This window comes from Microcystis sp. CS-574, assembly GCF_028329095.1.
In the GTDB taxonomy this organism is placed as follows: Bacteria; Cyanobacteriota; Cyanobacteriia; order Cyanobacteriales; family Microcystaceae; genus Microcystis; species Microcystis ichthyoblabe_A.
Genome location: NZ_JAQMSY010000139.1, coordinates 1 through 12,072 on the forward strand (window position 1 = coordinate 1; position 12,072 = coordinate 12,072).

Sequence of the window (12,072 nt, forward strand, 5' to 3'; positions counted from 1 at the left end):
ATCGGCACCCCCCTTATCAAGGGGGGCAGGGGGGATCGAACCTAAAATCCATTTTTAATTTAATTATAACCAGCTACTTACTTAGGGTTACAGTTAAATTATTCCGGGTCTCGGTGGCTTAGTCACTAATCAACTTAGACAAAGGACAAGAGAGCCATTCTAGATAAGTATTACTCAATTCTTTCACCGCTAATTCATAGAATCTCTGACCGTGTTCGGGAGTCGCTAAAGCAGGATTGGAACCCATACGACCATCGGGGTAATTTTGGCGAAAATTAGCCGCACCGTAAATATCATGACCAGAAGCCACTTTTTCGGATAAAAAGGCATTTTTAAGGCTCTCAGGGTAAAGATACTGAGTTAACGCCACTTCGCTCGGTGTAGCGTGGGAACCCTCCTGATCTCCATACAATTCTTTGGCTAAAAGATAAACTTCTCGCACCATAAACCAATTGGCCACTTGACATTTAACCTCGTTTGTGTTAGGCAAATTGAGGGAATCCAAATGATAATAGGTTTCCGAAAAAGCGGCTTTTAGGGTGGCAATATTGCCCCCGTGACCATTGATAAAGAAAAATTGACGAAAACCGGCTCTAGCTAAACAAGTCACATAGTCGAGGATGACTTGAATCAAAGTGCTAGGACGAAGACTAATTGTACCAGGGAAAGCCGTGTGATGTAGGGCCATACCCACATTTAAGGTGGGTGCTACCATTGCTCGTACCTGTTTCCCCACTCCTTTAGCGATCGCCTCCGCACAGAGAGCATCTGTACCAATCAGTCCCGTCGGCCCGTGTTGTTCCGTGGAACCAATAGGAATAATAATTCCCTGAGATTGTTCTAGATAGGATTCCACCTCTAACCAGGTGGATAACTGTAATAACATTCGGCTCTACCCCCCCGAGTGCAGGTTGACCAATTGAGATAAAATTAGGACGAATAATCAAGTATTTTTATGTTAACCCTTGACACCCCCCCCTTGTCGGCGAGTACGGATTTCGTTCCCAATCATCGGATTTTAATCGTTGAAGACGAAGAAGTGATTCGGGATATGATTATTTTGGCTTTGGAAGAAGAAGGTTACGAGGCTCTCGGTGTTAGTGATGGTCGCGTTGCCCTAGAATTACTGCAAAGTCAAGAATCTAATCACGGTGAATCTCGTTTTGATTTGGTCGTTTTGGATTTAATGTTACCCCAAATCAACGGTCTTGATATCTGTCGTCTGTTGCGCTATCACGGCAATATTATCCCGATTTTAATTTTAAGTGCTAAGGCCAGCGAAACCGATCGAGTTTTGGGTTTAGAAGTGGGTGCCGATGATTATCTGACTAAACCCTTTAGTATGCGAGAATTAGTCGCTCGTTGTCGCGCTCTCATTCGTCGTCAAGGATTTACTTCCCTAGCTGCCGCTCCCGTGCGAAAATTCCGCGATGTTCTTCTCTATCCCCAGGAATGTCGGGTGACGGTGCGAGATGAAGAAATCAACCTTTCTCCTAAAGAATTCCGTATCCTAGACCTATTTATGAGTTATCCGCGCCGAGTTTGGTCAAGAGAGCAATTAATTGAACAAATTTGGGGGCCAGATTTTTTAGGAGACACCAAAACCGTCGATGTTCACATTCGCTGGTTACGCGAAAAACTAGAAATCGATCCCAGTCAACCAGAATACCTGATTACTGTACGCGGTTTCGGTTATCGTTTTGGCTAGGTGAGCGATTATATTTTCAAGTTTAGCGATCGCCGCTTTCTGGGATAATGACTATTTTCGCTTTTATTTTGGGAGTAGTTTTAGGTTTGAGTATTTGTTACTGGCAAGTCTCACGCTTAAATAGAGAGTTAAAGCGAACCCTGAGCGCTCTCTCGGATTCGGCGGATTTGTCGGCTTCTTTTCCCGTTACCTCCCTGGTGCGTCGAGAATTACAGTTTCTCTCCCAAAGTCTGCAAGAGCGAGAAAAGAGTTTAGAAATTCAGAAATCCTTGCTAGAACTAGCGCCGATCGCCTATCTTCGTATAGATGCCGATAATCAACTACTCTGGTGTAATCAACAGGCAATTACCCTCTTAAAACTCGATCGCTGGCAGCCAGATCAAGTACGTTTGCTGCTGGAATTGGTGCGATCCTACGAATTAGATCAATTAATTCAAGAAACTCGCCAAAAACAGAGTCCACAGGTGCAAACTTGGACTTTTTACCCGACTAATTATCCTGTCAACCCCATTAGCGATCGCCAAGTGATTGCTCCTAAATCGATTGCCTTGAAGGGTTACGGTTATCCCTTGCCAGAAGGTGAAATCGCTGTATTTATCGAAAATAGACAGCCTTTAGTGGAATTATCGCAAAATCGCGAGCGAGCTTTCTCTGACTTAACTCACGAGTTACGCACTCCCTTAACCTCCATTTCTCTCCTTACCGAAGCTTTACAAAAACGCCTCCAAGCTCCCGAAAGACGCTGGTTAGAACAAATGGGGAAAGAAGTGGAGCGTTTGAGTCAATTAGTCTGCGATTGGCTAGAAATCAGTGAATTACAAGCGGATGCGGGGCGATCTTTACAATACCAGATGATTAATCTAGAGGAATTAATCAGCGCTGCTTGGCAGACTGTCACCCCAATAGCCGCCCAAAAACAGATTAGCTTAGATTATTCCTCTCCGGTGGATTGGACGGTAGAAGTTGATCGTTCTCGTCTGTTGCAAGTTTTCCTGAATCTCTTTGATAATGCCATTAAGTATAGTCCCGATCAGGGGAAAATTCGCCTAGAAATTCGGGAAATATCCGATACTATCGGGGAAAAATGGCTGAAAATTGACGTTATCGACAACGGGAAGGGATTTAATGAAGCGGATCTACCCTACGTTTTTGATCGCCTCTTTCGCGGTGATCCTTCCCGCACCCGTCAAAAACAAGGCACAAAGGATTATAGTACCGGTTTAGGTTTATCGATTGCCAAAGAGATTATTCAAGCCCATGGCGGTTCGATCGTCGCTCAAAATGATCCTAACACCGGCGGCGCTCGCCTACAAGTCACTCTCCCGCGTCAAAAAAAGGCAGTGGGGTGATGGGTGTGGGGTGTGGGGAGAAAAAAAATCTGTCAAGTTCTCTGGACAACTGTACAAAATCGAAAATTTTCTTGTTATCACTGTAGAGAAAGAGTAGTTTTATGTTAAGCGAATCCGACCGTGAGCCTATCCAAAGAAACCAATCATCGCGATCGCACCTATTTCGCTCGTTCTCTCCAGCGATTGGAACAGGATGTTCTGAGAATGGGAACCTTGGTCGAAGAATCCTTTCGTCTTAGTCATCAATCCCTTTTTGCTAGGGATTTAGAAATGGCGAAAAAAATCCCCTCCCTTGACAAGGAAATCGATCGCTACTACCGTCAAATCGAGTTAGATTGCGCCACTCTCATGACTCTACAGGCTCCCGTAGCCCAAGATTTGCGGCTTTTAAGTGCTTTTATGCAATTAGTGCGCGATTTGGAACGTATCGGCGATTATGCCAAGGATTTGGCGGAAATAGCTCTCAAATTATTCGCCTATACTCCCCACGATTGTATGGGTGAGATCGAGGCTATGTCCCACCATGCTCAGTATATGTTAGCCACGAGCCTTGTCGCCCTGGCCGACCTCGATCAAGAAGCCGGTCCAAAGGTGAAAGAACTAGATAATACGGTCGATCGAGCCTATGATTATCTCTATCACACTCTCGCCCATCAAAGAGATATTAAGGGTGTGGTGGAACCAATCTTGCTGATGGCTTTACTAATCCGTCATCTGGAACGCATGGCCGATCACGCCACCAATATCGCCCAAAGGGTATCTTACATCGTTACCGGACAGAGAGGCTGAGGGTGTGGAAGTTCCTCAGATGATTTCTCTGGAACTCTGGCCCTTGCTTTTAGCGTTTACGACTCAGGGGGTTTAAAATTTCACTTAACCCCTCTCCCAAGAGGGATAAACCCACCACCATCGTGGTCATTGCTAATCCGGGGAATAAAGTCGTCCACCAGATGCCTGTAGATAAATCTGCCAAAGCTTCCTTGAGATCATGACCCCATTCCGGCACTTCTTCTGGTAATCCTAAGCCTAAAAAGCCTAAACCGCCTAAAACAAGGATCGCATCCGCTGCGTTGAGGGTAAACAGAACCGGGACACTCTGGACGACATTAAAGAAAAGATATTTTGATAATATACGACCCGGTGTAGCTCCGATCGCTCGTGCCGCTTCGATAAATAACTCATTTTTAACGCTGGCGGTTTGATTTCTGACCACGCGAAAATATTGAGGAATATAGGCAATACTAACAGCGATCGCTACATTGAGGATACCACGACCCAAAACGAAGGCCAGAGCCACCGATAATAATAACCCCGGCAAGGTGTAGAGGGTATCCATGAGAAAGAGGAGAACGCGATCGATCTTACCTCCCAAATAACCGCTAATTAACCCTAAAGGAACCCCGATGACTAAAGATAATCCTGTGGCCAAAAATACCACGGACAAGGCCGCTCGCGCCCCGAATAGGGTGCGGGAAAAGACATCATAACCGCGCACATTCGTCCCGAACCAATGGGCAGAACTGGGGGCTTGTAGGGGATAATTGCTTAAAATGTCGGTTGGATCCTGAATCAGTCCGAACGCTTGCAGAAGGGGCGAAAACAGGGCAATCAGGATAAAAATAATTGTCAATACCAACCCAACCCCTAGGAGTTTAGTGGTTAGGTTGGGTTTCAGAAAAGGATCGATCGGCAATTTAACAGGAGTCATCGACAAAATTTAGCCATTGCATAGAACGCTAATTGTACAAGAGCAGTGTTTTTTCAAACAGCCGGGGCCGAAACGACCATAAACCAGAGCAAGACTGCTAAAGCTAAAACAGTTAGTTTAATCAGGACATAAAGCAGTCCGTTGGGATAAAGGAGATCGTGAAACATATTGCCTCCTCGGGAGAGAGTAGCGATTGTCCCTCTCTATCTTTGATCCTAAGTCTTTTTCTGTTCACCTGACGCACAACTTAACAAAACGTGCGATTATAGGGAAAAAGATTTTTTTTACTAGCTATGGCATTACTGACCACAGGAAAACCATTTATTCGCGATCTGGAACAATACGGTGCTTTAGGCGTTTACGCACCCTTAGAAGGGGGTTACGAGGGACGCTATCAAAGACGTTTACGGGCCACTGGTTACAATGTCCTGCATATCACCGCTAGAGGTCTAGGGGATTTAAGTGCCTATCTTACCGGCATTCATGGAGTCCGTCCCCCCCATTTAGGTAAAAAAAATATTGGTCGGGAAGCAGCCGTGGGACCAGTTTATTTTATTCCTCCCATTGCTACCTATCAATTGGAAAATTTACCTCCCAAATCTAAAGGTTTAGTGATTTGGATTATTGAAAGTTTTGTTTTATCCTCGGAAGAAAAACAATACTTAATTAATCTTAGTCAACAGGAACCCCGGTTAAAATTTGTCCTCGAATTGGGTGGGGAAAGATATTTCCGTTGGCAACCTTTGAGCAAATCTTTAGTCGCTGCCTAAATTACCGAAATAACACGGTTATTGAAATATCTCATCCTCAAACCCTCTCCCCGGAGAGGGAAACTTCATTTATTGAGAGTTTGTTGTTCCTCCCTCACCCTTTGGTAGCTATTTATTTAATTTTCTTAATTTTGCCAGTTGGCCTAGGTGAATTTGCCATAACATGGGATATCGTTGCCGCAAAAACCTAGGAGTTAGATCGTGACAGTTAGAGTTCGTATTGCCCCCAGTCCCACGGGAAATTTACACATTGGAACAGCACGCACAGCCGTGTTTAACTGGCTTTTTGCCCATCATCACCGGGGGAAATTTATCTTGCGCGTGGAAGATACAGATTTAGAACGTTCTCGATCGGAATATACGGAAAATATTCAAGCGGGCCTACAATGGTTAGGACTGAATTGGGATGAGGGTCCTTTTTTTCAAACTCAACGCCTTAATTATTATCGTCAAGCTATTCAAACCCTGCTCGATCGAGGTTTAGCCTATCGTTGTTATTGTACCCCGGAAGAATTGGAAAAAATGCGGGAAGAACAAAAAGCCCGCAATCTTGCCCCCCGTTACGATAATCGTCATCGTTATCTCACCCCCGAACAACAAGCTCAATTCGAGCAAGCGGGAAGAAAAGCAGTAATTCGTTTTATTATTGACGACGATCAAGAAATTATTTGGCAGGATTTAATCCGGGAAAAAGTCATCTGGAAAGGTAGTGATTTAGGTGGCGATATGGTGATCGCTCGTACCCCAGAAAATGCGGAGGAAAACTTCGGTCAGCCTCTCTATAATTTAGCGGTAGTTGTTGATGATATCGATATGGAAATTACCCATGTTATTCGTGGGGAAGATCACATCGCTAATACGGCTAAACAAATTCTTTTATACGAAGCTTTAGGGGCAAAAGTGCCGGAGTTTGCCCACAGTCCTTTGATCTTAAATCAGGAGGGTCGCAAGTTATCTAAACGGGATGGAGTCACTTCGATCGATGATTTCCGAAAACTGGGTTTTCTGCCGCAAGCTTTGGTTAATTACATGACTCTACTGGGTTGGACTCCTCCCGATTCCACTGAAGAAATTTTTACCCTTGAAACGGCCGCAGAAGTGTTTAGTTTAGAACGGGTAAATAAAGCGGGGGCAAAATTTGACTGGACGAAATTGGATTGGATTAATAGTCAATATCTTCATCGTTTAACCGGTGAGGAATTAGTGCCTTTACTTCTCCCTTACTGGCAAGAAGCAGGGTATAATTTTGATGCTGAAACCGATCGAGCTTGGTTGATCGGTTTGGCTACTCTCATCGGTCCGAGTTTAACTCGTTTAAGCGATGCTGTCGCTGAAAGTCGCTTACTTTTAACCCCTGTGGCGAATTATAATCAGGAGGCTTTGAGTCAATTACAATTAGAGGGAGTTAAGGATATTATCAAGGATATTCTCGCCGCTATTACTCCCGATTTGACCGGAGAAGCTGCTAAGGGAATTGTGGAGACAACCACTAAAACCCATCGGGTTAAAAAAGGTCTGGTGATGAAGTCTCTACGCGCTGCTTTGATGGGGGAGTTACACGGTCCGGATTTAATGCAGTCTTGGCTACTTCTCAATCAAAAAGGTTGGGATCTATCCCGTCTTCAGCAAGCAGTAAATAGTTAAATTGATTGGCTATCAGTTATCAGAAAATTTCTTGCATATTAGGGTTGACAAATGCCCTAATATTGCTATATACTTTCTAGTATAATGGGAATCCGTGTCGCCCTGCATACCCTGCTCGTGATCAATTACCGAGGGGACAGGGGCGGATTTTTCCCCTAGCTGTCAGGGACGATCTAGAAACTTTCTTAATTTTCAGGCATTATCCGCAACTTTTCCCTAAATATAGATTTGTTAATCTCCTGACAAAAACCTATGGGTGAAAAAAAACGAATTGGAATTCTCACCAGTGGTGGCGACTGTGCGGGTTTAAATGCCGCCATTCGTGCCGTTGTCCACCATGCCAGTGGCAATTACGGCTGGGAAGTGGTGGGTATTCGAGAAGCAACGAACGGATTAGTTAGCCGTCCCCCCAAAACCACGATCTTTGATATTGAAGGAGTCGATCGCCTGTTGGTGATGGGGGGAACAATTCTCGGTACTACCAATAAGGGGGATCCCTTCGCTTTCCCGATGCCGGATGGAACCCTGATCGATCGCTCTCAGGACATCATCGACGGCTATCATAGTCTGGGACTGGATGCCCTGATCGGCATCGGTGGCGATGGTAGTCTGGCGATTTTGCGCCGTATTGCCCAACAGGGAGGCATTAATCTGATTGGTATTCCTAAAACCATCGATAATGATGTGGGAGCTACAGAAGTCTCCATCGGCTTCGATACAGCTACTAATATCGCCACAGAAGCCCTCGATCGCCTCCATTTTACCGCCGCTAGTCATAACCGGGTGATGATTCTAGAAGTTATGGGTAGAGATGCCGGCCATATCGCCCTGGCTGCCGGTATTGCGGGGGGGGCCGATATCATTCTCATTCCCGAAATTCCCTACCGACTAGAGAAGGTCTGCGAGAAGATCCGGCAGCGGCAGCGTATGGATAAACAGTTTTCTCTGATCATTGTCTCCGAGGCTGTGCGTACCGAAACCGGCAATCGCCTAGTGCAAAAGGAAGCCCTAGGGGAAGATCGTCTCGGGGGTATCGGTCGCTATTTAGCCGAAGAAGTTGCCAGGGAAACCGGGGCCGAAACGAGAGTGACTTTCCTGGGCCACATTCAACGGGGGGGTATTCCTTCTCCGATGGATCGCTTACTGGGGGCGGCTTTTGGGGTGGCGGCCGTGGATCTGATCGCCAGGGGAGAATTCGATCGCATGGTGGCCTGGCAAAATCGGCAAGTGGTCAGTGTTCCCATTGAGGAGGCGATTAAAACCTATCGCGTCGTCGATCCCGAAGAAACTTTAGTCAAAACCGCCAGGGGTTTGGGTATTTGTCTAGGGGATTGAGATTAAATCTAGGGGAATCGGTGCGAGAATTAATCCTTAAGTAGGTAGGTGTTAAAAACGATCAGTTCCCCCCTTATCAAGGGGGGATTAAGGGGGGATCGAACCTAAAATCTATCTTCAATTTAATTATAACCAGCTACTTAAGTATCGCCCTTTCCCCACCGATTAAAATTACCCCTCAAATAAAGAAGTTATTTCACCATTAAGATAACTGCTGTAATTAACTTACGTTATGGTATAGAATTACAATATTTATTAAATTTTACCCTATCGATCCAAAAAATCTTTTTCTACCACAATAAACTACTTTTGAGCAATTAATTAATAAAATTTAATAAGTAGAAGCACAGGCAAAAAATAAAACCCTCTCAACTGACTGAATGAAGGGGCATTTATAGTATTTTTGTAAGCAATTTAGCCTACTTTTATGGTTTGAGTTTGCGTTTGAGGGTTGAAGCTGCGCCGAGAGTGCCGAGGGTTAATAAGCTGAGGACTGTAGAGGGTTCGGGAACTGTAGTTGAGATCATAAAGCTTCCACCATCCCCAGCAACTGTTAGACTAGGATTTCCCTGTAGCTTGATGTTCAAGGTGGAAAAAGTCCCCAATAACTCCACAGAACCGTAAGCGGAACGAGTACCAGTAGTCGGAGGGGGAGTGAAGGGAGAAAGACCAACGCCAGTAAACGGATTCGCATCGGCGATGATTTTGTTCGTGGTATCGACTGTTAAGCCATCGCCACCACCACCGTTACCGCTCAATAAACTGAGTGCGATTGAACCATTGCTGGGATCGGAGAAATCATAGATCATCCCGTCAAGATTGGCAACGTGGAAGGTGGGATTGGTCACGGGCGAGCTAAACTGAATCGTTAAAGTCGCACTCTGGCTGCTTGCTCCTGCGAACATAGCATAACCTACCCGATCACCTAAATTTTGGGATGGAGTATAGATGTTGCTGTAGCTGTATTGGGGAGTAGTATTATCGATTGTTGTTCCTGCCCAATCTGTCGGGTTAATGCCTAGAATCTGAAAGTTAGAGGAGCCACCAGCGAGTATAGAACCTGTAACGTTCACTCCCCCTAGGGTTCCCGCGAATGTTCCTGTGCCTGGTCCCCCAGGGGTAAAGGTATTCAAGTCAAGGAAAACTACTGCTGCTTTCGCTTGGGGGGTCGCGATGAGGATACTGCTTGTGAGCGCAGAGATGGATAACAATGAGACAAATTTCATTTTTTAGTGGTTTTAAGATAAACGTCGGCAAATATACACACTTCTCCCCCCCCCATTGTATTAAAAGCTACAATTTTATAAATCTTTACATTTCTCTCCCTCATGGCTGATGCTAGTATCTGCGCTACTTCCTTGGCAGCATCAGGATTTTCAGCGATTTTGGGATTTTCAGAATTATTGGATGACGATGTAAGATAATACACCACCAATGCCGGGCGATATGGAATCACTACACTCCGAAGGAAATGCGATCGCTAAAATATTGAAATGTTTCCTTAAACTGATTATTATATGAAAGAGATTGTTTTCTATCGTACCCAGTCAGGAGCCAGCCCCGTTGAAGATTTTTTAAATTCTCTGTCTGGAAAACAAGCTCAAAAAGTTGGGTGTTACGCTTAATTCAGGAGTTAGATTCTGTACCGAGTCAATACCTGAAAAAATTAGTCAATACTGATGATATTTGGGAAGTGAGAGTTTAGGTTGGCAATAATATATTCCGTCTGCTGGGCTTTTTTGGAGAAAATGATTTAATGATTTTAACGAACGGATTTGCCAAAAAGACTCAAAAAACACCATCCTAAGAGATTTATTTGGCAGAGCAACGAAAACGAGACTACTTAAACAGGAGATTCGACGATGAGTGATGTGGAACAATATATTAACAGAAGAAAACAAACTGACAGTCAATTGGCTCTCCCAGCTTTGGTGGGTAAAATGTATTCTAAGATACATTTCTCAAGAGCGAGGGGGTGGAACGAACCACAAAGACACAAAGGACACAAAGATCGATCGATCATATAGTAAGTTCAACTTATCACACAGAACCTAGAAGAGCCGTCAATTTTCCCAAGGCTTCGAGTCTGGTTATCTCAGTTTCAAGCTGGGAGTTATATTAGCGCAGGCAAGAGAAGAAGCTGGACTGACCCAGGAAGAATTAGCGCGTAAGTTAAATTGGGATAAAGCAACAGTTTTCAACCTAGAAGAGAATGTGGAATCTGTCGGTATTTCTACTTTCTGGGAAGGTCGATTAATTGCCAAGCTAATTTAGCAGCTCCCACCATCCCGGCGCGATTACCTAACTCAGCCGTTAACACCTCTAATCCTTCTCTGGAACTAGGTAAAACCCGTCTTTCGATTTCTGTGAGGAGAGAGGGAAAGAAAAACTTAGCACTGGCACTAATACCGCCGCCGATAATTACCGCCTCTGGGGTGAGAACATAGAGTAAACTGGCGATACCAGCCCCCAGTAAACAACCGTAACCCTGCCAAAATTGTAAAGCCCCTTGATCGCCTTTTTCGGCCAATTCTGCCAATTGCTTCGGTTCTTTGCCAGTCATCCGGCGAATAGCTTGCAGGGAGGCGTACTGTTCCAAGGAACCCTGATTACCGCTATTGCACAATGGACCGTCAAAATTGAGGGTTATTAAGCCTAATTCTGCGGCCGTTCCCTTACTGCCCACAAATAAGTTACCATCGAGGATAATTGCCCCTCCTACTCCCGTTCCCAAAGTTAACAGGATCAAGTTTTGAAAGCGTTTGCCCGCTCCTAACCAAGCTTCTCCCAAACCGGCACAATTGGCATCATTGGCTAAAATTGTCGGCATTCCCGTACTTTCTTCTAACCAATCGGCCAGGGGAATATCCCGCCATCCTGCCAAATTAATCGCTATTTTGGCAATTCTTCCCTGAGCATCCGTCGGACCCGGCGCTCCCACACCGATGGCTTGACAAGTTTTATCTAAATTTACTTGACAAATGCCTTGATGTATGGTAAGGGCGACTTCTTTGGGTGTAGCGGGTTGGGGAGTGGGCAAGCTGAGAGATTCGAGACAATTGCCCTCCTGGTCAAATTTACCAATTTTAATAGCGGTTCCACCTAAATCGACACCTATGACTGTTTTCACCATCGGGCTTTCCTTGTTACTCTGGGAGTAGCTAGGTTTATTATCACTCTTTTTGGCGGTTTTTTTCGCAGTTAGATGTGATTGAGAGGATAATTCGGCTAAACTGGCAAAACTAGCTGATTGATTAGCCCCAAATTTCTTCTATAGTTTAGATACCTGCACCTTATTTCCTGATTTTTACCCATTTTAAAAATGATGAATATTACCATCCCCACTCTCTACGATAGCGATTATCAACTTTGGTTAGAAAACACTATCAACCAATTGCGTCAAGGCGATTTTCAAGGGGTAGATTGGCAGAATTTATTAGAGGAGTTGGCAGATTTGGGGAAAAGTGAACGACGAGCATTAGAAAGTTTATTAACTCGACTTTTAGAACATTTACTGAAGTTAACTTACTGGCAATCCCAACGAGATTATCATCAAGC

13 protein-coding genes and 1 pseudogene are annotated in these 12,072 nt (G+C 44.7%); 9 read left to right on the forward strand and 5 right to left on the reverse strand.

Going from position 1 to position 12,072, the window contains the following annotated elements; all coding sequences use genetic code 11:
• Positions 1-118: 118 nt before the first annotated feature.
• Positions 119-886 (reverse strand): creatininase family protein, encoded by a 768-nt coding sequence (locus PN470_RS10980; RefSeq protein ID WP_272104536.1) that lies wholly within the window; start codon positions 884-886, stop codon positions 119-121.
• 69 nt (positions 887-955) lie between these two features.
• Here PN470_RS10980 and PN470_RS10985 point away from each other — a divergent pair, with 69 nt between their 5' ends.
• From PN470_RS10985 to phoU, 3 genes are all read left to right on the forward strand, one after another.
• Positions 956-1,708: a response regulator transcription factor gene (locus PN470_RS10985; RefSeq protein WP_061430826.1), complete on the forward strand. Its 753-nt coding sequence runs from the start codon at positions 956-958 to the stop codon at positions 1,706-1,708.
• A gap of 47 nt (positions 1,709-1,755) precedes the next feature.
• On the forward strand, positions 1,756-3,057 hold the full coding sequence (locus tag PN470_RS10990; protein WP_271935864.1) for a sensor histidine kinase: 1,302 nt from the start codon (positions 1,756-1,758) through the stop codon (positions 3,055-3,057).
• Between the two features lie 120 nt (positions 3,058-3,177).
• Positions 3,178-3,846, forward strand: coding sequence for a phosphate signaling complex protein PhoU (gene phoU / locus PN470_RS10995; RefSeq protein ID WP_103111956.1), 669 nt, complete (start codon positions 3,178-3,180; stop codon positions 3,844-3,846).
• Positions 3,847-3,895: 49 nt separating this feature from the next.
• On the opposite strand, the gene PN470_RS11000 is transcribed toward phoU, so the two are convergent.
• Positions 3,896-4,765 (reverse strand): ABC transporter permease, encoded by an 870-nt coding sequence (locus tag PN470_RS11000; protein WP_016515633.1) that lies wholly within the window; start codon positions 4,763-4,765, stop codon positions 3,896-3,898.
• A gap of 293 nt (positions 4,766-5,058) precedes the next feature.
• On the opposite strand from PN470_RS11000, the gene PN470_RS11005 reads away from it, so the two are divergent.
• The 3 genes from PN470_RS11005 to PN470_RS11015 all read left to right on the forward strand — a co-directional run bounded on the left by PN470_RS11005 (position 5,059) and on the right by PN470_RS11015 (position 8,514).
• Positions 5,059-5,535, forward strand: a complete 477-nt coding sequence (locus PN470_RS11005; protein ID WP_002735370.1) for an NAD(P)H-quinone oxidoreductase subunit N — start codon at positions 5,059-5,061, stop codon at positions 5,533-5,535.
• A 201-nt stretch (positions 5,536-5,736) separates the two neighbouring features.
• Positions 5,737-7,179 (forward strand): glutamate--tRNA ligase, encoded by a 1,443-nt coding sequence (gene gltX, locus PN470_RS11010; RefSeq protein ID WP_271935865.1) that lies wholly within the window; start codon positions 5,737-5,739, stop codon positions 7,177-7,179.
• A 252-nt stretch (positions 7,180-7,431) separates the two neighbouring features.
• Positions 7,432-8,514, forward strand: coding sequence for an ATP-dependent 6-phosphofructokinase (locus PN470_RS11015; protein WP_016515635.1), 1,083 nt, complete (start codon positions 7,432-7,434; stop codon positions 8,512-8,514).
• Between the two features lie 425 nt (positions 8,515-8,939).
• On the opposite strand, the gene PN470_RS11020 is transcribed toward PN470_RS11015, so the two are convergent.
• Positions 8,940-9,587: a PEP-CTERM sorting domain-containing protein gene (locus PN470_RS11020; protein WP_272104541.1), complete on the reverse strand. Its 648-nt coding sequence runs from the start codon at positions 9,585-9,587 to the stop codon at positions 8,940-8,942.
• A gap of 149 nt (positions 9,588-9,736) precedes the next feature.
• Positions 9,737-9,970, reverse strand: coding sequence for a hypothetical protein (locus PN470_RS11025; protein WP_133158924.1), 234 nt, complete (start codon positions 9,968-9,970; stop codon positions 9,737-9,739).
• Positions 9,971-10,243: 273 nt separating this feature from the next.
• On the opposite strand from PN470_RS11025, the gene PN470_RS11030 reads away from it, so the two are divergent.
• Positions 10,244-10,321 carry a type II toxin-antitoxin system RelE/ParE family toxin gene (locus tag PN470_RS11030; RefSeq protein WP_230458611.1) on the forward strand — a complete coding sequence of 26 codons (78 nt, stop codon included), beginning with the start codon at positions 10,244-10,246 and terminating at the stop codon, positions 10,319-10,321.
• A 257-nt stretch (positions 10,322-10,578) separates the two neighbouring features.
• Positions 10,579-10,788: pseudogene (locus PN470_RS11035) on the forward strand (helix-turn-helix domain-containing protein); the annotation flags it as partial.
• Here the strand turns inward: PN470_RS11035 and PN470_RS11040 are convergent.
• Positions 10,748-11,647: an ROK family protein gene (locus tag PN470_RS11040; RefSeq protein ID WP_271936304.1), complete on the reverse strand. Its 900-nt coding sequence runs from the start codon at positions 11,645-11,647 to the stop codon at positions 10,748-10,750. The pseudogene PN470_RS11035 and the gene PN470_RS11040 sit on opposite strands and share 41 nt — an antisense overlap.
• 189 nt (positions 11,648-11,836) lie before the next feature.
• Between PN470_RS11040 and PN470_RS11045 the strand changes: the two genes are divergently transcribed.
• Positions 11,837-12,072: DUF29 family protein (locus tag PN470_RS11045; RefSeq protein ID WP_272104543.1), on the forward strand; the 236-nt coding region annotated here is incomplete at its 3' end.